Origin of the sequence: Micromonospora reichwaldensis (assembly GCF_031845925.1) — a bacterium.
Taxonomy (GTDB): domain Bacteria; phylum Actinomycetota; class Actinomycetes; order Mycobacteriales; family Micromonosporaceae; genus Micromonospora; species Micromonospora reichwaldensis.
The window spans coordinates 126,236-144,745 of the sequence record NZ_JAVRFL010000015.1 but is presented as its reverse complement, the minus strand read 5'-3'; the positions used below and the strand labels follow the sequence as shown (position 1 = coordinate 144,745).

The 18,510-nt window shown below is 74.0% G+C and carries 19 protein-coding genes; 6 read left to right on the top strand and 13 right to left on the bottom strand.

Features of this window, described 5'->3' with window-relative positions:
* Position 1: 1 nt before the first annotated feature.
* The 4 genes from RM555_RS15190 to RM555_RS15175 are packed head-to-tail and all read right to left on the bottom strand — an operon-like array spanning position 2 to position 4,686.
* Entirely contained in the window at positions 2-2,011 is a 2,010-nt protein-coding gene (locus RM555_RS15190; protein WP_311412340.1) for a hydantoinase/oxoprolinase family protein, read from the bottom strand.
* Between the two features lie 49 nt (positions 2,012-2,060).
* A complete protein-coding gene (locus tag RM555_RS15185) occupies positions 2,061-2,888 on the bottom strand; it encodes an ABC transporter permease (RefSeq protein WP_311412339.1) in 828 nt (275 codons plus the stop codon).
* Positions 2,885-3,769: an ABC transporter ATP-binding protein gene (locus RM555_RS15180; RefSeq protein WP_311412338.1), complete on the bottom strand. Its 885-nt coding sequence runs from the start codon at positions 3,767-3,769 to the stop codon at positions 2,885-2,887. The genes RM555_RS15185 and RM555_RS15180 overlap by 4 nt, the downstream gene beginning before the upstream one ends.
* Entirely contained in the window at positions 3,766-4,686 is a 921-nt protein-coding gene (locus RM555_RS15175) for an ABC transporter substrate-binding protein (RefSeq protein WP_311412337.1), read from the bottom strand. Before RM555_RS15175 ends, RM555_RS15180 begins: the two co-directional genes overlap by 4 nt.
* A gap of 216 nt (positions 4,687-4,902) precedes the next feature.
* Between RM555_RS15175 and RM555_RS15170 the strand changes: the two genes are divergently transcribed.
* Positions 4,903-5,841 carry a MaoC/PaaZ C-terminal domain-containing protein gene (locus RM555_RS15170; RefSeq protein WP_311412336.1) on the top strand — a complete coding sequence of 313 codons (939 nt, stop codon included), beginning with the start codon at positions 4,903-4,905 and terminating at the stop codon, positions 5,839-5,841.
* Positions 5,842-5,915: 74 nt separating this feature from the next.
* On the opposite strand, the gene RM555_RS15165 is transcribed toward RM555_RS15170, so the two are convergent.
* The 3 genes from RM555_RS15165 to RM555_RS15155 form a co-directional block, all read right to left on the bottom strand.
* Positions 5,916-7,208 carry an RNA polymerase sigma factor gene (locus RM555_RS15165; protein ID WP_311412335.1) on the bottom strand — a complete coding sequence of 431 codons (1,293 nt, stop codon included), beginning with the start codon at positions 7,206-7,208 and terminating at the stop codon, positions 5,916-5,918.
* A 5-nt stretch (positions 7,209-7,213) separates the two neighbouring features.
* Positions 7,214-7,564, bottom strand: coding sequence for a YciI family protein (locus RM555_RS15160; protein ID WP_311412334.1), 351 nt, complete (start codon positions 7,562-7,564; stop codon positions 7,214-7,216).
* Positions 7,565-7,688: 124 nt separating this feature from the next.
* Complete coding sequence (locus RM555_RS15155; RefSeq protein ID WP_311412333.1) at positions 7,689-9,680, bottom strand: SpoIIE family protein phosphatase; 1,992 nt, start codon at positions 9,678-9,680, stop codon at positions 7,689-7,691.
* A gap of 318 nt (positions 9,681-9,998) precedes the next feature.
* Here RM555_RS15155 and RM555_RS15150 point away from each other — a divergent pair, with 318 nt between their 5' ends.
* The 4 genes from RM555_RS15150 to RM555_RS15135 all read left to right on the top strand — a co-directional run bounded on the left by RM555_RS15150 (position 9,999) and on the right by RM555_RS15135 (position 13,615).
* Entirely contained in the window at positions 9,999-11,114 is a 1,116-nt protein-coding gene (locus tag RM555_RS15150) for a DUF4185 domain-containing protein (protein ID WP_311412332.1), read from the top strand.
* A 103-nt stretch (positions 11,115-11,217) separates the two neighbouring features.
* Complete coding sequence (locus tag RM555_RS15145) at positions 11,218-12,345, top strand: ABC transporter permease (protein WP_311412360.1); 1,128 nt, start codon at positions 11,218-11,220, stop codon at positions 12,343-12,345.
* A complete protein-coding gene (locus RM555_RS15140) occupies positions 12,342-13,019 on the top strand; it encodes an ABC transporter ATP-binding protein (protein WP_311412331.1) in 678 nt (225 codons plus the stop codon). The genes RM555_RS15145 and RM555_RS15140 overlap by 4 nt, the downstream gene beginning before the upstream one ends.
* Positions 13,020-13,033: 14 nt before the next feature.
* Complete coding sequence (locus tag RM555_RS15135) at positions 13,034-13,615, top strand: TetR/AcrR family transcriptional regulator (protein WP_311412330.1); 582 nt, start codon at positions 13,034-13,036, stop codon at positions 13,613-13,615.
* Between the two features lie 3 nt (positions 13,616-13,618).
* Here the strand turns inward: RM555_RS15135 and RM555_RS15130 are convergent, their stop codons facing one another.
* From RM555_RS15130 to RM555_RS15105, 6 genes are all read right to left on the bottom strand, one after another.
* Positions 13,619-14,746, bottom strand: a complete 1,128-nt coding sequence (locus RM555_RS15130; RefSeq protein WP_311412329.1) for an FUSC family protein — start codon at positions 14,744-14,746, stop codon at positions 13,619-13,621.
* 34 nt (positions 14,747-14,780) lie between these two features.
* On the bottom strand, positions 14,781-15,158 hold the full coding sequence (locus RM555_RS15125; protein ID WP_311412328.1) for a sensory rhodopsin transducer: 378 nt from the start codon (positions 15,156-15,158) through the stop codon (positions 14,781-14,783).
* Positions 15,155-16,372 (bottom strand): D-arabinono-1,4-lactone oxidase, encoded by a 1,218-nt coding sequence (locus tag RM555_RS15120; protein ID WP_311412327.1) that lies wholly within the window; start codon positions 16,370-16,372, stop codon positions 15,155-15,157. Before RM555_RS15120 ends, RM555_RS15125 begins: the two co-directional genes overlap by 4 nt.
* Before the next feature lie 30 nt (positions 16,373-16,402).
* Positions 16,403-16,669, bottom strand: a complete 267-nt coding sequence (locus RM555_RS15115) for an MBT domain-containing protein (protein WP_151454595.1) — start codon at positions 16,667-16,669, stop codon at positions 16,403-16,405.
* A 110-nt stretch (positions 16,670-16,779) separates the two neighbouring features.
* Positions 16,780-17,544, bottom strand: a complete 765-nt coding sequence (locus RM555_RS15110; protein WP_311412326.1) for a rod shape-determining protein — start codon at positions 17,542-17,544, stop codon at positions 16,780-16,782.
* Positions 17,545-17,688: 144 nt separating this feature from the next.
* The gene (locus tag RM555_RS15105) at positions 17,689-17,895 is read right to left on the bottom strand and encodes a hypothetical protein (RefSeq protein ID WP_132239043.1); all 207 of its coding nucleotides are present in this window, start codon (positions 17,893-17,895) and stop codon (positions 17,689-17,691) included.
* A 167-nt stretch (positions 17,896-18,062) separates the two neighbouring features.
* Here RM555_RS15105 and RM555_RS15100 point away from each other — a divergent pair, with 167 nt between their 5' ends.
* Positions 18,063-18,503, top strand: coding sequence for a hemerythrin domain-containing protein (locus tag RM555_RS15100; RefSeq protein ID WP_311412359.1), 441 nt, complete (start codon positions 18,063-18,065; stop codon positions 18,501-18,503).
* The last annotated feature ends 7 nt before the right edge of the window (positions 18,504-18,510 follow it).

The window sequence follows — 18,510 nt, the reverse complement described above, 5'->3', positions numbered from 1 at the left end:
ATCACTCCTTGGTCAGCAGCAGGTTTCCGTGGTCGTCGACCGTGGCGGCCCATCCGCCGCCGACGACGGTGGTGCTGCCGTTCTCGCGTACGACGGCGGGACCGACGACGGCACAGCCCGGCCCCAGGTCGACGCGGCGCCACACGGTCGCCTCGACCCAGCCGCCCGGGCGGTAGAGACGGGTCCTGCCGGGCTGCGCCGGGCCGCCGGTCGGGGCGGTGAAGCGGACGGCCGGGCGGGGCCCGAACGCGGTGAGCCGGCAGTTGACGATCTCGGCGGGGTGGTCGGAGCGGGTGTAGGCGTACCGCTCGGCGTAGGCGGCGTGGAAGGCCGCCACCAGCTCGTCGGCGGTGGCCGGCAGTTCGGGCAGGGCGACGGCGAGGTCGAAGCTCTGGCCCCGGAACCGCATGCCGACCGACAGGCCGAAGCTGACCTGGTCGGGCTCCACGTCGTCCTCGGCCTTCAGCTGGGCCAGGGCGGCGTCGCGCAGGTCGGCCAGGGCCGCCCGGACGGCCGCCAGGCCGTCGTCGTCGGCCGGCACCAGCACGGTACGGACGTAGTCGTGGCGGGCCTGGGCGGTGACGAAGCCGAGCGCGGAGAAGTTGCCCGGCACCGGCGGAACCAGGACCCGACGGATGCCGAGTTCGTCGGCGAGGTCGGTGGCGTGCATCGGGCCGGCGCCGCCGAAGGGCATCAGCACGAAGTCGCGCGGGTCGTGCCCGCAGGCGACGGAGATCTCCTTGATCGCGCTGGTCATCTTGACCGTGGCGAGGGTGAGGATGCCGTGCGCCAGGTCCAGCTCGTCGAGGCCGAACGGGCCGGCCAGCCCGGCCAGGGCGGTGCGCGCCGCGTCGGGGTCGAGCGGCACCTCCCCGCCCAGGCTCTCCTGCGGGTCGAGGTGGCCGACGAGCAGGTGTGCGTCGGTGGTGGTCGGCTCGGTGCCGCCCCGGCCGTACGCCGCCGGGCCAGGGGTCGAGCCGGCGCTGCGCGGGCCGACGCGCAGTTCCCCGCCCCGGTCGCGCCAGGCGATCGAGCCGCCGCCGGCGCCGATCGTGTTGATCTCGACCTGGAAGGTGCGGTTCGGGTAGCCGGCGATCTTCCCGTCGTTGGTCATCAACGGGGCGCCGTTCTTGATCAGGCAGACGTCCGTGCTGGTGCCGCCGATGTCGCAGGTGATGACGTTCGGGTAGCCGGCGAGCGAGGCGAGGTGCACGGTGGCGGCGACCCCGCCGGCGGGCCCCGAGAGGGCGAGGTTGATCGGCAGCCGCCCGGCCTCCTCGGTGGAGACGACCCCGCCGCTGCTCGTCATGATCGACAGCGGGTGGGCGTAGCCGCCGTCGGCGAGGGCGCCGCCGAGTCCGCGCAGGTAGTCGGCGACGGTCGCCCGCACGCTGGCGTTGAGCACGGTGGTGGCGAAGCGCTCGTACTCGCCCTGCTCCGGCACCACGTCGGAGGAGACGGTGCAGACCAGGTCGGGGTACCGCTCCGCCAGCCGCCGCGCCGCCGCCCGCTCGTGGGCGGGATTGCGGTACGAGTGCAGCAGGCAGACCGCCACCGCCCGGGGACCGGCGGCGGCCACCCGGTCGAGGGCCTCGTCCAGTTCGTCGGTGTCCAGCGGCCGGACGACGCTGCCGTCGGCGCCGATGCGTTCGCGCAGCACGTGCCGATGACGGCGCGCGACGAGCGGCGGCCGGCCGCTCTCCTTGACGCTGTAGAGGCGGGGCCGGTGCCCGAGGCCCATCTCCAGCACGTCCCGGAAGCCCTCGGTGGCCAGGACCGACACCGGCTCGCCGGAGCCTTCGAGCAACGCGTTGGTCACCCGGGTGGTGCCGTGCACGAAGCGGTCGACCGTGTCCAGGCTGACACCGAGCTTGGCGAGGCCCTCGAAGATCGCCGCCGCCGGATCGTGCGGGGTGGAGAGGGTCTTGGCCTCGGCGAGCCGGGCGGTGGCCGGCTCGTAGACGATGACGTCGGTGAAGGTGCCACCGATGTCGACGCCGATGCAGAGCATGGCGAGCCTTTCGGATAGGGGTGGATGGCGTCGGCGACGGGTCGGGCCGCTAGAAGTTCACGCCGTAGCGGCGCAGGGTCCGTCCCGTGACCAGACGCAGGATCCAGTCGAAGAGGTAGCCGAGCAGGCCCAGGGCGATGATGCCCACGAAGACCCACTCCGTCTTGGCGTAGTTCCGCGCCGTCCAGATCAGCGATCCCAGGCCGCTCTGGGCGGCGACGATCTCGGCGGAGACGATCGTCAGGAACGAGTTGCCCATCGCCAGCCGGGCCCCGGTGACCACGTGCGGCACCGTCGACGGCAGCACGACCGAGACGAGGCTGCGTACGGGGCCGGCGCCGAGCGCCCGGGCCGCCCGCATCCGGATCTCGTTGACCGACAGCACCCCGGCCAGGGTGTTGAGGGCGACGATGAAGACGGTGGTGTAGAAGATCAGCGCCACCTTCGACGCCTCCCCCGGCCCGAGCCAGATGATGGCCAGGGTGACGAAGGCGATCGGCGGCACGAAGCGGAAGAACTGGATGTACGGGTCGAGCATCAGCCGCAGCCAGGGGATGCAGCCCATCAGCAGACCCATCGGCACGCCCACGAGCACGCCGAGCAGCCAGCCGGTGAGGATGCGGGTCGAGGACGCGCTGACCGAGTCCCACAGGGTCCCGTCGCGGACGAGTTCGACCGCGCCGTCGAGGGTGAGCCGCGGCGAGGGCAGGAAGAAGGCCGTGTAGTTGCGGCTGACCAGGTCCCAGATCAGCACGCCGAGCAGCACCGACAGGACCGACAGCCCGATGCGGGTCAGCCGGGGCCAGCGGTTGCGGCGGGGGCCGGTCGTCGCCGACGCCCTGGTGCGGTCGGGGACGGTGGGTGCCTCGACTGTCATCGCCCCTCCGTCCGGTCGTCGCCCGCGCCGGGCCGCCCGTCGTGGCCGTCGTCGAGCCCCTGGGCGCGCAGCGTCCGGGCCACCTCGGCGCCGATGTCCTCGCGCAGCTCCCGGAAGAGCGCCGCGCAGGCCGGGTCGGTCAGGTCGCGGGGGCGGGGCAGGTCGCAGCGGTAGTCCTTCTTGATGGCCGCCGACGGTCCCGCGGTCATCGTGACGATCCGGTCGCCGAGCAGGATCGCCTCGCCGATGTCGTGGGTGACGAAGACGATCGTGGCGCCGGTCTCGCGCCAGATCCGGTCGAGTTCGACCTGCATCACGAGCCGGGTCTGGGCGTCCAGCGCCCCGAACGGCTCGTCCATCAGCACGACCGAGGGGTCGTTGGCCAGGACCCGGGCGAGCTGGGCCCGCTGGCGCATGCCGCCGGAGAGCTGCTCGGGGAACCGCTCGGCGCTGTGCGCGAGGCCGACCATCGCCAGGTACCGCTCGACGACCGCGTCGCGCTGGGCCTTCGGCACGCCGCGCATCTGCGGCCCGAAGGCGACGTTCTGGCGTACGGTCAGCCAGGGGAACAGCGCCTCGGCGCTCTGGAAGACCACGCCCCGCGACACGTCGGGCCCGGTCACCGGCTCGCCGCCGCAGGTCACCTCGCCGGCCGCCGGCCGGACGAAGCCGGCGACCGCGTTGAGCAGCGTGGACTTGCCGCAGCCACTCGGGCCGAGCAGGCAGACGAGTTCACCGGCGGCGATGTCGAGACTCGCGCCGCGGACGGCGACGAACTCGCCGAAGCGGATGTCGACGTCGCTGATGCGGATCGGGGAGCCGGCGCGGCTGGCGGGTCGGCCGGCGAAGGTCGTGGTGGGTGCGGTGCCGTCGACTGTCACGCCACCCCCTTGACCATGACGGTCGCCGGGTCCGCCTTCTGCTTGACGATCTTGCTGTCCTGCTGGAACTGGGCGATCTCGCCGTAGCGCTTGAGGTCGTCGTCGGTGAAGTCGCGGACCTGGCACTGGACGCCCTCCAGCAGCGTCTGGGCCTCCTTCGCCGGCACCTTGATGGCCTTCTCGGTGACCGTGCCCGCCTTGGCCGGGTCCTTGGTGAGCTGCTCGCACGCCTGGCCGATGGTCTGGACGACCTTCTTGGCGGTCTCCTTGTTGGCCTCGTACCAGGCGCCGTCGACCCCGATCACCAGGTTGTAGACGTAGCCGATGTCGCCGCTGGTCAGCAGGACCTTGCCGCCGTTGGCGACGCCGCGCGACGGCCACGGCTCCCACATGATGTAGCCGTCCACGTCGCCGCGTTGCAGCAGGGCCGGCATCTCTGCGGGCGAGGCGTTGACGAACTCGACGGACTCCCGGCTGATGCCGCGCGCCGCGAGGACCTTGTTGGTGGCGTACTCGTTGACGGTGCCGGGGACGACGCCGTACTTCTTGATGCCCGACACGTCGGCGACGCCGGAGCGCGCCACGAGCTTGATGAAGCTGGGCGACTGCGAGAAGACGGCCAGGCCCTTGATGTCGCCCCGGGTGGCCCGGTTCAGCAGGCTCGACTCGGTGCTGGCCGTGAACTGGCCCTGCTTGGCCAGGATCGCGTCGAGGCCACCGGTGCCCTCCTGGAACTGGGTGACGGTGACGTTCAGGCCGTTGGCCTGGAACAGCTTCTCCTGGTCGGCGAGGTAGATCGGGGAGTACGCCGGGTCGACGCCGACGCCGAAGTTGACCGCCGCCGACGGGGCCGCCTCGCCGCCACCGGACTCGGTCGGGGTCTGGTTCTCCGCGCATGCCGCAACGGCGGCGGTCACCAGCAGGGCTGCTACCGCAGCTCGCAATGCTCGCATTCTCATGGCTACCCCAGATACCTAGCGGCTCATATTATGGTTACCGTTGCTTAATATGGGACGCTACTGCCGGACGGTGGGCGCAGTCAAGAGATTCGACCTCACCTTCCTGCAACAGACAGTAGCCGTCGATCATCGCCAGTTGACGGGTCGAATCCGCGACCACAAACCGGGAGCCCGATGAACACGCAGGACAAACGGGCCCATGCCGCCCGGACGCAGCAGCCGCCCACCGCCGAAGCGACCGAGTCGACCACTCTGCGTAGTCAAGGATCCGCCGGAGGCGGTCGGGTTGTCGCGCCGGCGCTCGTCGGACTGCGCACCTCGCGGGAGCGGGCGTGGACCCCGACCGAGACGATCCTCTACGCCCTCGGGGTCGGCGCGGGACAACGCGACCCGGCGGCGGAACTCCGCTTCACCACCGAGAACTCCACCGGCCACCCGCAGCGGGTGCTGCCGACCTTCGCCAGCGTGCTCGCCGCCGACCCGCCGCCCCTCGGCGAACTCACCGCGATCCGGCACGCGGAGGAGGCGCTGACCCTGTTCCGCCCGCTGTCACCGGGCGGGCAGGTGCACACCACCGCCGCCGTCACCGCCCTGCACGACCAGGGCAGCGGCGCCCTGGTCGAGCACGTCTCCCGGCTCCACGACCCGGCGGGCACGCTCGTGGGCACCGTACGCCGGGCCATGTTCGTCATCGGCGCCGGCGGATTCGGCGGGCGTCGCGCCCGGCCCGCCCGCTGGCAGCCGCCGGCCGACCCGCCCGAGCACCGGCTCGTCACCACCGTCCGCCCGGACCAGGCGCTGCTCTACCGGCTCAGCGGGGACCGCAATCCGCTGCACTCCGATCCGGCCGTCGCCGGCCGGGCCGGGCTGCCCCGCCCGATCCTGCACGGCCTGTGCACCTTCGGCTTCGCCGGGCGGCTCCTGCTACCCCTCGTCGGCGACGACCCGACCCGCGTCCGGCACGTCCGCGTCCGCTTCGCCGCCCCGCTGCACCCGGGCGACACCCTGACGGTGCACGCCTGGCGGCGCCCGTACGGCGTGGTCTTCCGCGCCACCGACGGGACCGGACGGGTCGTCCTGGACCGGGGCGTGCTGGCGGTCTCCGCCCGGTGACCACCCGCCTGTCCGCCCTCCGGTAGCGCGGCGGGTACCACGGGACCGCCCGGCCGCGGTCGACGGTCACTCCGTCACGGGCCCGGCGCGCGGAGCCGCTCGACCGCGTCCAGCCTGCGGCGCAGCAGGGCCCGTTCGGGTTCGGTGCCGGCCAGACCGAGCGCCTCCCGGTACGCCCCGGCGGCGTCGGCGTGCCGGCCCAGGCGGTGCAGCAGGTCGGCCCGGGCCGCCGGGTAGGGGTGGTGGCCCCGCAGCAGCGGCTCGTCGGCCAGCTCGTCCAGCAGCGCCAGGCCCGCCTCCGGGCCGTCGCGCATCGCCACCGCCGCCGCCCGGTTCAGCGCGACGACCGGGGACGGCGCGAGGGCGAGCAGCACGTCGTAGAGCGCGACGATCTGCGGCCAGTCGGTGGTGGCGAGGTCCGCCGCCTCGACGTGCAGGGCGGCGATCGCGGCCTGCACGCCGTACGGGCCGGGCGGGCCGCCGGCCAGCGCGACGGGCACCAGGTCGAGGCCCTCGGCGATCATGCGGCGGTCCCAGCGACCACGGTCCTGCTCGTCGAGCAGCACCAGCTCGTCGTCCGGGCCCGTGCGGGCGTCGCGGCGGGCGTGGATCAGCAGCATGAGCGCGAGCAGCCCGGCGACCTCCCGGCCGGCGGGCAGCAGCCGGCGCAGGATCCGGGCCAGCCGGATGGCCTCCTCGGCGAGGTCGAGCCGCTGCAGGCGCGGGCCCTCGCTGGCCGCGTACCCCTCCGTGAAGATCGAATACACCGCCTGGAGCACCCCCGGCAACCGCTGCGGCAACTCCTGCGCCCCGGGCACGCGGAACGGGATCCGGGCCTCGTGGATCTTCTTCTTCGCCCGGGTGATCCGCTTGGCCATCGTCGCCGTCGGCACCAGGAAGGCGCGGGCCACCTCGGGCGTGGTCAGGCCCGCCAGGTAGCGCAGGGTCAGCGCCCCGTGGTCCTCGGCCGCGAGCGCCGGGTGCGCGCAGGTGAAGAAGAGCTGCAGCCGCTCGTCCGGCAGCTCACCACCCGGCATCGGGGCGGGGGCGGGCTCCGCCCGGTCCGCCTCCGCCTGGAGGATGGCCAGCCGCGCGGCGAGGGCCTGGTCCCGGCGCAGCCGGTCGACCGCCCGGCGGCGCGCGGTGGTCATCAGCCAGGCGCCGGGCCTGGGCGGAACGCCGTCGACCGGCCACCGGGTCAGCGCCGCCTCGACGGCCTCGGAGGTGACCTCCTCGGCCAGGTCCAGGTCGCCGAAGCGGCGGACGAGGGCCGCCAGCAGCCGGCCGCGTTCCTCACGGAACACGGCCTCCACGACCGCCGCCGGCGCCTCGTCCGTCCCCCCGGTGTCGGCGGGCGCTCCGCCCACCGCGCTCAGCCCCCGAACTCGGCGACCGGCCGGACCACGACGGCGCCGTTCCCGCGCGCGCCGGGGCAGCGCGCCGCCCAGTCGAGCGCGACGTCGAGGTCCGGCACGTCGATCACGTAGAAGCCGCCGAGGATCTCGCGGGTCTCGGCGAACGGCCCGTCCGTGACGGTCCGCCGGCCGTCCTCGCCGACCCGCACGGTGGTGGCGGTGACCAGGTCCGCCAGCGACTCGCCGGAGACCAGGATCCCCGCCTCGCGCACCTGCTTGTCGTACGCCATCCAGTCGCTGACGTCGCAGCCGGCGGCCCCGCCGTCCTCGTCGACCGCACCCGCGTTGATGAGCAACATGTACTTCATGATCCGACTCCCCTCAGTGTCGCGCCGCCGCTGCCGTACCGGGCGACGCCGTACGACATCACTACGGACGGGGGGCGGCCGATTGGACAGCCCGCCCGAAGATTCTTTCCCGACGCGGTTCCGGCTACCGGTGGAACCCGGCGTTCCTGCCGTTCGCGGGGGCCTCCGGCAGGAGGTGACCCAGCCCGGTCAGTTCCAGCACGGCGTGGGCGGGGCTCTGCGGGGTGGCGGTGACCCGCAGGTGCGCGACGATCCGGGCGACCTCGTGCAGGACCCGTACGCCGGTGCTGCTCAGGTGGGTGACCGGGGTGAGGTCGATGGTCAGCGGCAGGCTGCCGCCGCGGCTGGCCTGCATGATCGCGGCGCGCAGCCGGGGGCCGGTGACCAGGTCCACCGGCCCCTGCACCCGCAGCACCCGGCCCGCCGGCGCCTCGATGACGGCGGCCGTGAACTCCTCGTCGACGGCGGCCTGCTTGTGGGGGCCGGCCGCCTGGGCGGCGGCCACGGTGGTGACGTTGGTGGCCTGGCCGATGTGGTGGTGCATGCTGACGGTGGTGCCGGCGTCGGTGTGGCTGACCTCCGCCCGGTCGACGAGGCCACGGATCATCGTCAGCCCACGGCCGCGACCGCCCGGGTCGCGCGCCGGTGGTCGCCACCGTCCCTGGTCGGTGCAGGTGACGTGCACCACGCCCTGGTCGTCCAGGGCACCGTGCACGGTGAACGTCCCTGACGTGCCGTCCGGGTAGGCGTGGTCGATGGCATTGGTGGCGGCCTCCCCCGCGGCGTGGACGAGGTCGCTCGCGTCCGGGCCGCTGGCCCCGATCCGGGCGAGCCAGTCGCCCATCACCTGGCGCATCGGCCGCAGCGCCGTCGTGTCGGCGGACAGCGTCAGGTGCAGGGGTGCGACGGGCTCCGGCAGGAGGTGGGCGGCGAGGAGCGTGGTGTCGTCGCCGAAGCCACCGCCGGCCAGGGCGAGGCGTTCCGTGACCAGGGTGCAGATCCGGTCGGGCAGCCGCTGCGGGACGGTCGTGGCCGCGTCCAGTATCGCCCGCCGGGCTGCCGCGGCGGCGTCGGCCAGGGCGCGGGCGCCGTCGTGCAGGCTCTGCCGGGGTCGCTCGATCAGGCCGTCGGTGTAGAGCAGCAGGACGTCGTCGGCCCGCAGCCGGCAGGTGTGCACCGGGGCGGGGTCCGCTCCGGTGCCCAGTGGCCCCGCCGGCGTCAGCGGCAGGTACCGGCTGTCGCCGGTGGCGCCGACCACCAGCGGCGCCGGGTGCCCGTGGCTGGCCGCTTCGAGCGCCCCGTCGCGGGGGTCGAGCACCACGAGGCAGGTGGTGGCCGCCCGGGTCGCGAGGGCGCGGGCCGCGAAGTCGTCCAGGACCGCCAGCACCTGCGGCAGGCCGGCACCCGACTGCAACGCCTGCCGGGCGACCGTACGGAGCTGGCCCATGGCGGCCGCGGCCGTGGCGCCGTGCCCGACGACGTCGCCGACGGTCAGCGCGAGCCGCCCGTCGGGCAGGGGAACGGCGTCGAACCAGTCCCCGCCGGCGACGAGGTCGCTGCTCGCGACGAGGTAGTGCGCGGCGACCTGGACGTGCGGCAGGACGGGCAGCATGTCGGGCAGGAGGCTGCGTTGCAGCTCCAGGACCAGGCCGACAGCCTGCCGGTAGCGGCGCTCGGCGGTGGCGGCGGCAGCCTCGGCGGCCTGCCGGGCGACCACTACGGGGGTCGCGTCGACGGCCTGCACGATCACCCCGCGTACCGAGCCGTCGGGGTTGCGCCAGGGCGCCATGTCGAACGTGTAGAAGGCCTCCGTCAGCCTGCCGTCGCCGCTGCGGTCGGTCAGGACGCGCTGCTCGTAGCCGTGCGAACGAACGCCGTGCAGGGCCTGGTCGAGCAGCTCGAAGATGTGCTGGCCGGCGAGTTCCGGCACCGCCGACCGGAAGGGCTCACCGAGCAGGCCGCTGCGGTTGCCGACGGCGGCGCGTACGGCCGGGTTCGCGGCCACCACCCGCAGCTCGGGACCCTCGAAGATCCACACGAATCCGGGCAGCTGCTCGAACCCGTCGAGCACCGCCTGCGGATCGCCGGAGGACCAGCGTGCATGCGGAGCGGTCACCGACGCCCACCTTCACCCGTGCCCACCAGCAGCACCCTGTCATGCCCGCGCCCGCCCGTCCAATCCGTCACGTGCGTTTCCGCCGTCGAGGATCCGGGGGCGGCCCGCCGCGGTGAGCGCGTCGGCGAGCCGGGCACCGGGCCCCGCCGCCGGCCCGCGAGGTGACCCCGGGGCGCGCACCGGCGATCCTTGACCACGCCGGCCGGTTGGCCGTAGGTTCCAGCCCTACATCGACATCGGTAGTTCGATGTGGCCGGCGCGCCCGGTCCGCTCCCCCGCGTCCGCAACACTCCGGGCCCTTTCGCCACAAGGACGGTCATGACGATCACCCGCCGCTCGCTGCTCGGTACGCTCGCCGCGGCCGGCCTGGCCACGACCGTCGCGCCGGTCCTCGCCCCCGGCACGGCCCGGGCCGCCGCCTGGAAGAAGCGCCTGACCGGCGCCGACCTGGACACCAACCACCGGTGGCGGGTCGCGGGCACGGACCTGGGCATACCGTACGTGCTGGAGAACGGCTCGATCGGCTACCTGTTCGGCGACACGTTCGACACCCCGTGGCCCGAGGGTCCGCCGGTGCCGAACGACTGGCGCTCGCCGGTGATGCTGCGCTCCGCCGTGCACCCGGGCGCCGCCGGCGGGATCGTCTTCGACAGCGCCGCCCGGGTGGCGGGCAACGGCCGGGCCCCGGAGCTGATGCACAACGGTCACCACGGCATCGGCATCGACGGGCTGTGGGAGGTGACCGTCATCCCGAACGACGGCATCGCCTTCCCGGAGACCGGCCGGCAGCTCGTGTCGTACATGAGCATCGAGAACTGGAACTCCGCCGGCCCGGCCGGGCCGCACTGGCGCTCGCGCTACGCCGGGCTGGCCTACAGCGACAACGGCAACGACTTCATCCGTACGCCGCTGAAGTGGTGGAACGACGGCACCAACACCGACCCGTTCCAGATGTGGACGATGCAGCGCGACGGGGACTGGGTGTACGTCTTCTCGGTGCGCGCCGGGCGCCAGCACGGGCCGATGATGCTGCGCCGGGTCCGCTGGGACCGGCTGTTCTCCCCCGGGTCGTACGAGGGCTGGGGTTGGAACGGCAGCAACTGGGGCTGGGGCCGCCCGTGCACGCCCATCCTGACCGGCCGCTTCGGCGAGCCCTCGGTGCGGCGGCTGGCCGACGGCACCTGGGTGATGTCGTACCTGAACTGCGCCACCGGGTGCATCGTCACACGCACGGCGGACGGGCCGGACCGGGTCTGGACGGCCGAACGGATCCAGGTCACCTCCTGGCAGGAACCGGGCCTCTACGGCGGCTTCATCCACCCGTGGTCCAGCCGGCGGGCCAACGACCTGCACCTGATGGTCTCGAAATGGACCAGGACGCCCGACAACCGCAGCACCGCCTACCACGTCAGCCAGTTCGTCGGCTCGGCGTAGCCAGACGCCGCCCCGACCGACCGACGGCGCCGGGAAGGATGCCGACAGCGTGTTGGTACGATGCCAACATGCAGTCGGTAAAATTGCGCCCCCGGTGGTGGGCATGTTCCTAGCGGTACGCGAACTGCGGTTCGCCAAGGCCCGGTTCGGCCTGATGGGGGCGGTCGTCGCACTCATCGCGGTGCTGGTGGTGCTGCTGTCCGGGCTCTCCACGGGCCTGGTGAACGACGGCGTGTCGGGGCTCCAGCGCATCCCGGCGACCTCCTTCGCCTTCGCCGACGGGGTGCAGCACGATTCGGCGTTCTCCCGCAGCGTCATCGACGTCTCCGCGGTCGACACGTGGCGGGCGCAGCCACGCGTCGCCGACGCGGCGCCCTTCGGCAACGCGCTGGTCAACGCCCGCAGCGACTCGGGCGTGGAGATCGACCTCGCGTTGTTCGGCGTGCCCACCGACTCGTTCCTCGCCCCGCCCGTGGCCGAGGGCGCCCGGCTGGACGCCGCGAACGGCATCGTGGTGAGCCGGACCGCCATCGAGGCCGGGCTGCGGGTGGGCGACACGGTCACCGTCGACCGGATCGGCACCCGGCTCACGGTGGTGGGCGCCATGGCCGAGCAGCACACGTTCGGTCACGTCGACGTGGCCTACCTGCCGCTGCGGATCTGGCAGGAGATCAAGGCCGGCGTCCGCCCCGGCGAACCCGTACCGGGCGGCACCTACGAGGAGATCACCGCCGTGGCGGTACGGGCCGCCGACGGTGCCGAGGTCGACCTGGCGGCTGGTGACCGGGCCGCCGGCACCGAGAGCCTGTCCCGCACCCGGTCGTACGGCGCCTCGCCCGGCTACACCGCCGAGACGTCGACCCTGCGGCTGATCGAGTGGTTCCTCTACGCCATCTCGGCGCTGGTGGTCGGCGCCTTCTTCACGGTGTGGACCATCCAGCGCCGTGCGGAGATCGCCGTGCTGCGGGCCATGGGCGCTCCGACGGCGTACCTGCTGCGCGACGGGCTGGCCCAGGCCCTCGCGTTGTTGCTGCTCGCCGTCGGCGCGGGCGTCGCGGTCGGCACGGCGGCCGGCAGCCTGGTCGGCAGCGGCATCCCGTTCGCGCTCAGCGCGCCGGCGATCGCGGTGGCCGCCCTCCTCCTGCTCGTCCTCGGCCTGCTCGGAGCGGCCGTGGCCATCGTCCGGATCGCCGCAGTGGATCCGCTGACCGCACTGGGAGCGAACCGATGACCGACACCGGCCTGGTCATGCGCGGTGTGAGCCTGCGCTTCGGCGATGGCGACGACACCGTACCGGCCTTGGACGGCGTCGACCTGACCGTTGCCCCCGGGCAGTTCGTCGCGGTCGTCGGCCCCTCGGGCGCCGGCAAGTCCAGCCTGCTCGCGGTGGCCGGCGGGCTGACCGTCCCGACGTCGGGTTCGGTCACCCTCGGCGGGCGGGACATGACCGTGCCGAGCGCACGGGCGCGGGCCGCACTGCGCCGGGAGTTCGTCGGCTTCGTGTTCCAGTCCGGCAACCTCATTCCCGCGTTGACCGCCGTGGACCAGCTGCGGTTGCCGGCCCGCTTCGGCGGTCACGGCTCCCGGGCGCGCGAGGCGACGGCCCTGCTCGACGAGGTCGGGATGGCCCACAAGGCGAACCGCCGACCGCACCAGCTCTCGGGCGGCGAACGGCAACGTGTCGGCATCGCCCGTGCCCTGGTCAACCGGCCGCGACTACTCTTGGTGGACGAGCCGACCGCCGCCCTCGACCGTGCCCGCAGTCACGAGGTGGTGGAGCTGCTCGCCCGCGAGACCAGGGAGAACGACGTCGCCACCGTCATGGTCACCCACGACCACGACGTGCTGCGCCACTGCACGACGGTGTACGAGATGATCGACGGGCGACTGATGCCCGTGCCGTGACGATGGGGGTTCCCGTGCCGAAGATCCAGGCGCCCACGGTGGCCGAGCACCGGGCCCGGCAGCGGCGGGCGATCCTGGCGGCGGCCCGGGAGATCCTCGCGGAGAGCGGGGCGCAGACGCCGAGCCTGGCCGAGGTGGGCAAGCGGACAGGCCTGGCGCGCCCCAGCGTCTACCAGTACTTCAAGTCGCGGGAGGACCTGCTCAACGCCGTCATCGCCGACATGTTCCCGGAGTGGTCGGCATACGTCACGCAGCAGATGGACCGGGCCACCGACCCCGGCGGGCGGGTGCTGGCCTACGTCGAGGCCAACCTGCGCCTCGTCGCCCAGGGGGAGCACGCGGTCATGCGTGGGCTCGCCGCCAGCGTGCCGGGCGCCGTCCTCGCCGAGGAGAGCCGCGTCCTGCACGACCAGTTGCGTACGCCGCTGGTGGCGGCCCTGGCCGAGCACGGCGCGAGCGACCCGGCCGCCGCGGCGGAGCTGATCCAGGCGGTGGTCTACGCGTCCTCACAGATGATCGAGAACGGCACCTCGGAAGCCGCCGTGCTCGCCCTCACCCGGGAGCTCCTGGGCCCCTACCTGCGACAGCAGGACTGAACGTCACCGGTATCCGGCGGCGGCCCGGCGCACCAGCCGGCGCGCCTCGTCGCGGGGCACGCCCGTGGCGCGCAGCAGGTCGTTGGCGATGGTCCGTAGCTGGGACACGACGATGGTGCCGGAGAACCCCATGTCCTGACGGCACGCCTCGCCGGCCTCCCGGACCGCCACCAGCACCCGTTCCCGCGCGCCGACGGGCTCCCGGGCGGCCAGGAACTCGCGGTGCAGCATCCGGACCGCCTCGCCGTAGCGCTCGACGGCGGCGGGCAGGCCGGGCGGCACCGGCTCGTCGTCGCGCAGGGCGGTGCCGATCCGGCGTACGAGGGTGCGGCTGTTGCGGAAGGCCCGCTCCATGTGCTCCACGCCGTGCCGATAGGCCCGCAGCGCCCGCTGGCGCCGCCAGCGCAGCGGCGAGAACCGGGCCACCTCGTTGGCGGCCTCGACGGCCTCGCTGAGCCGGTCGAGTTCCGGCTCGGCGGCGCGCATCCGGTCGAGCACCTGCTCGGCCGCGCGGGCGTCGCCGCGGGCCAGCGCCTCCGCCGACGCGGTCAGGTGGCGGGCGAAGAGGTCCAGCGCGGAGTCGGCCACCCGCCGCACGGTCCGCAACGGGTTCAGCGGCACGATGACGAGCACGACGAGCAGGCCCACCAGTCCCCCGACCAGCGCGTTGATGGTCCGGGGCAGTTCCAGGTCGGGGTTGTTCGGGGTCAGGGTCGCCACCAGCACGCCCGTACCGCCGGCCTGGGTCATGAGGGCTCCGCCGCCGCGGACCAGCACCGCCACGGCGATCGCCAGGAAGACGATGACGCCGGTCTGCCACGGCCCGGTGCCCAGCAGGCCGATCAGCACGTCGCCGACGGCGATGCCGAGCACCACCCCGGCGATCAGCTCGACGGTGCGGCGGGTGCGGTTGCCGATGGCCGCGGCGATCACACCGACCGCGGCGGCCGGGGCGAAGGTCGGGTCCTGGTTGCCCAGCACCTCGCGGGCCACCACCCACGCCAGGGCCGCAGCCAGGCCGGCCTGCACCGCGAGGAGGAGGTACGTCTGCAACCGCCGGTAGGTCTCCCGGCCGGTGCGGCGCAGCCGGGAGTCCGACTCCGCCGCCGCCGCGTCCCCCACGATGCGCATGGCCGGGGTTACCCTGCCCGCCCGGCCCCGAACGTCAGGCGGGGTGGGCCATGACGCCGGTCAGCGCGACGACCCCGGGCAGCCGGGTGTCCTGGCGCAGGAACTGCACCACCACCGGCACCCGCGAGCGCAGCAGGCAGCCGTAGGGACGGTCGAGGCGGACCGCCTCCGGATCGATCAGGTCGTTGACCCGCACGTGCCGGATCCGTCGCGCCCCGACCAGGATCCGGTACGGCCCGACGGGCTCGGCGTCCTCGTAGTAGACGTCCAGGCTGACCTCGGTGTCCTGGTCGGTGGCGTTGAGCACGCAGAGCTGGTCGAAGCTGGTGAACTGCGGTTCGGGACCGTGGCCGGGGAACGGCACGTGCCCGCCGGGAACGACCCACGTGCGGGCACCGAGCTGTGCCGTCACGCCTCCTCCAGCAGCCGGGCCAGGTCCGGGGTGAGGAACACCCCGTCCGGGTCCAGTCGGCGCCGCAACGCCTGGAAGTCCTCCCAGCGGGGATAGAGCGGACGCAGCTCGCGGGCGGTCAGCCAGTGCTTCTTGCCCCAGTGCGGCCGGCCGCCGTACTGCCGGAAGACCGCCTCCATGTCCCGGAAGTACTCCTCGTACGGCAGGGTGGTGTTCTGCAGGCAGGCGATGGTCGCGGTCGGCCGGCCGTAGGCGTTGCTGAGCCAGATGTCGTCGGCGGCGATGCTGCGCACCAGCACCCGCCAGCCGGCGACCCGGCGGTGCCGCTGCCTGATGCGCCGCCGCACCTCCGCGAAGCAGGCCGGCAACGCCTCCACCGGCAGCATGTACTCGATCTCCTCGAACCGCAGCTCCCGGTGGCGGGGGATGGCCCGGTGGGTGGGGGCCACGTGGACCTCGCGGGGCTCGTCCACGGCCGCCGAGCCCGGTACCCGCGGCGCGTGCCACACCCGCTCGTCCGGCGTCTGGTCGACCCGGTTCATGACCCGGACCTGGGTCAGGTCGTTGCGGGGATACCAGTAGAAGTCCATGTTGCGGTTGGTGTGCTGCAACTCGGCCAGGTGGTCCAGGGTCCAGGCGACGGGCGCGCACCAGGACCGGCGGTGCAACTGGTAGCGGGGTTGCACGGCCAGCGTGACCCGGGTGAGCACGCCGAGGGCGCCCAGGGAGAGCCGGGCCGCTGGCAGGAGCTCCGGGTGGTGGTCCGCGCTGACGTCCACCGTGTCGCCGGTTCCGGTGACCAGCCGGACGCCGGCGACCTGGGTGGAGAGGTTGCCGAAGCCCAGGCCGGTGCCGTGGGTGCCGGTGGCGGTCGCGCCGGCGATCGACTGGTAGTCCACGTCCCCGAGGTTGTCCATCGCCAGCCCCGCGTCGTACAGGCCCTCCCCGAGGGCCTTGAGTTTGGTGCCGGCGCGGACGGTGGCGAGCCCGTCGTCGTCGGCGATCACCCCGGCGAGCCGGTCGAGGCTGGCGAGGATCCCGTCGGTACGCACCAGCGGGCTGGACGAGTGCCCGGAGCCCACCGGCCGCAGCGTCGTGCCGGTTTCGCGGGCCCGCCGCACCAGCGCCCGCACCTCGTCCTCGTCGGCGGGCTCGGCGTACTCGGCGGGGGTGAACGACAGGCTGCCGGACCAGTTCACGAACTCTCGTCCCACGTCCCCTCCCCCCGCGTCCGCTCAGGCGGCTTACCCGCCGCCGGGTGGGGTAGTCGTGAGCGCGCCGGGCCCGGTGACGTCGAGGACGTCGAGCAGGCCCAGCAGTCCGGCGAGCACGACGGCCTCATCGTGGGTGAGGGTGATGCTGCGGGTGGCGTCGGGGTCGTCGCCGTCGGGGTAGACCAGCTCGCGCCGGCCGCCGACGTGGTGGGTGACCACCCCGACGCGCACTCCCGCGTCGGTGGTGAACATGCGGCGCAGCCCGATACCGGGCAGGGGGGTCAGCTCGACGTCCATCGAAGGCTCCAGGTGTGCGGGAAGGTCGGTCCCGGCCCGACGGGCGGCCGGTGGGTGGCGGCGGACGGCCGCACGGCGTCGTGACGACGCCGTGCGGCACCGCATGTGGGTCAGCCGGTGAGCAGCAGGCGCAGGCCGGCGAGGGTGGCCAGGTGCGGATCGACGGGCATCGTGACGACCCGGCCGGTCAGCGCGGCCAGCCGGGCCCCGAGTTCGGGGTGCACCGCTCCGCCGCCGGTGATCAGCAGCCGACGTCGCCCCGGGAACGCCGGCCGGGCGCCCAGGCGTCGGACCGCGGCGGCGATCAGCGGCACCCGGTCGAGGGGGTCGGGCGCGTCGACGCGCTCGACCGCCTCGACCGCGCGATCGGCGATGTGCGCGATCTCGGTCCGGCCGTGTCCGATGTCGACGGCGACCACGTCGTCGCGGTCGAGGTCGGCCCGGCAGGCCAGGGCGGCGGCCAGCGGCTCCTCCACCGTGGCGACCCGTCCGCCGAACGCGTGGCGGACCGCCGCGACCAGGAGGTCCTTCTGCCGCAGGGTGGCGGTGGCCGGCACGCCGACCACGACCGGGGAGACGTCGTCACCCGGCCGCCCGCTCGCCGCGGCCAGCACCCGCAACAGGTGTACGCAGCCGAAGAAGTCGGCCACCACGCCGTGGCGTACCGGCCACAGCAGCTTCGCGTCACCGGTGTCCCGCAGGGCGATGGCGGCACGTCCGACGGCCTGGGCGCCGGACGACGTGCACGCGACGACGGCGGGCTCGGTGACCACCGTGCCGGAGACCGGCGTCCACAGCCGTACCGTGGAGGTGCCCAGGTCCAGGGCGACGGGATGCCGCAGGCCGAGGCGGGCGTACGCGCCGGGGGCCAGCATGCTCACCACCCCCGTCGTGGGGCGGGCGTGACCCGGGGTCCGTCGCCGACGGACCGGGGCAGGGTGGATCGATCGTGATGCAGGGTCGGCATGGTGCTCCAAGCCACGGGCCCGCGTCGCGGGACGCGGGCAGGCGGACGGGCTTCAGACGGCGAACGTCAGCCCGGGCGGAGCGCGGTCGGCCGACCAGGCGGGCACGCAGCCGGGAATGGCCCGCCGCGTGCTCCGGAAGACGATGCACAGCCCGACGGACCGGGCCGCGGAGAGCACCATGAGCAGCACGGTCAGCATCAGCAGCGCCGGCAGCGAGACCCGCTTGCCGGCGCGGCGGAGGCCGTGCCGATCCTGCATGTCCTAACCATAGCCGGGCGCCGTACGGACCTGGTGGGGGTCTCCGCCCGGGTGCGGGCGGTCGGGGCCCCGATGGCCCGGCGCGGCGGGCCGATCGGCCCTGCCGGCCGGGCCGGCGCCGCGCCGAGGATGAGGTCGACCTCGTCGTGATCCTGGAGATGATCAGCATGTGCAACTACTGCGGCTGCCGGGACTTCCCCCTGATCGGTCGGCTCTCCGCCGAGCATGAGGCCATCGCCAACGCGGCGGGCCGGCTGCGGGACGCGGTGCGGGCCGACGGCGCGGAGGCGCCGGCGGCGCTCGACGCGCTGCTGGCCCTGCTGATCCCGCACACCGCCACCGAGGAGGAGGGGCTCTTCGTCGAGTTGCGGGCGGAGGGCAGCCTGGCCGACGCGGTGGCGAAGCTCTGCGCCGAGCACGAGGACATCCACGGCGTGCTCGGCGCCGTCGACCGCACGGCGCCCGACTGGCCGGCGGTGCTGGCCGCCCTGGACCGGCTCCACCGGCACATCGACAACGAGGAGCACGGTCTCTTCCCGGCCGCGGTGATCGCGCTGCCCATCCCGGCCTGGGACCGGATCACCCCGGCGGCCGGTGCCGCGCGGTAGGACGCAC

What these genes read in the sequence shown, in the direction of transcription:
- RM555_RS15190 (WP_311412340.1), bottom strand. Translation starts at nt 2,011, where the DNA reads ATGCTCTGCATCGGCGTCGACATCGGTGGCACCTTCACCGACGTCATC.
- RM555_RS15185 (WP_311412339.1), bottom strand. Translation starts at nt 2,888, where the DNA reads ATGACAGTCGAGGCACCCACCGTCCCCGACCGCACCAGGGCGTCGGCG.
- RM555_RS15170 (WP_311412336.1), top strand. Translation starts at nt 4,903, where the DNA reads ATGAACACGCAGGACAAACGGGCCCATGCCGCCCGGACGCAGCAGCCG.
- RM555_RS15160 (WP_311412334.1), bottom strand. Translation starts at nt 7,564, where the DNA reads ATGAAGTACATGTTGCTCATCAACGCGGGTGCGGTCGACGAGGACGGC.
- RM555_RS15150 (WP_311412332.1), top strand. Translation starts at nt 9,999, where the DNA reads ATGACGATCACCCGCCGCTCGCTGCTCGGTACGCTCGCCGCGGCCGGC.
- RM555_RS15145 (WP_311412360.1), top strand. Translation starts at nt 11,218, where the DNA reads ATGTTCCTAGCGGTACGCGAACTGCGGTTCGCCAAGGCCCGGTTCGGC.
- RM555_RS15140 (WP_311412331.1), top strand. Translation starts at nt 12,342, where the DNA reads ATGACCGACACCGGCCTGGTCATGCGCGGTGTGAGCCTGCGCTTCGGC.
- RM555_RS15130 (WP_311412329.1), bottom strand. Translation starts at nt 14,746, where the DNA reads ATGCGCATCGTGGGGGACGCGGCGGCGGCGGAGTCGGACTCCCGGCTG.
- RM555_RS15115 (WP_151454595.1), bottom strand. Translation starts at nt 16,669, where the DNA reads ATGGACGTCGAGCTGACCCCCCTGCCCGGTATCGGGCTGCGCCGCATG.
- RM555_RS15110 (WP_311412326.1), bottom strand. Translation starts at nt 17,544, where the DNA reads ATGCTGGCCCCCGGCGCGTACGCCCGCCTCGGCCTGCGGCATCCCGTC.
- RM555_RS15105 (WP_132239043.1), bottom strand. Translation starts at nt 17,895, where the DNA reads ATGCAGGATCGGCACGGCCTCCGCCGCGCCGGCAAGCGGGTCTCGCTG.
- RM555_RS15100 (WP_311412359.1), top strand. Translation starts at nt 18,063, where the DNA reads ATGTGCAACTACTGCGGCTGCCGGGACTTCCCCCTGATCGGTCGGCTC.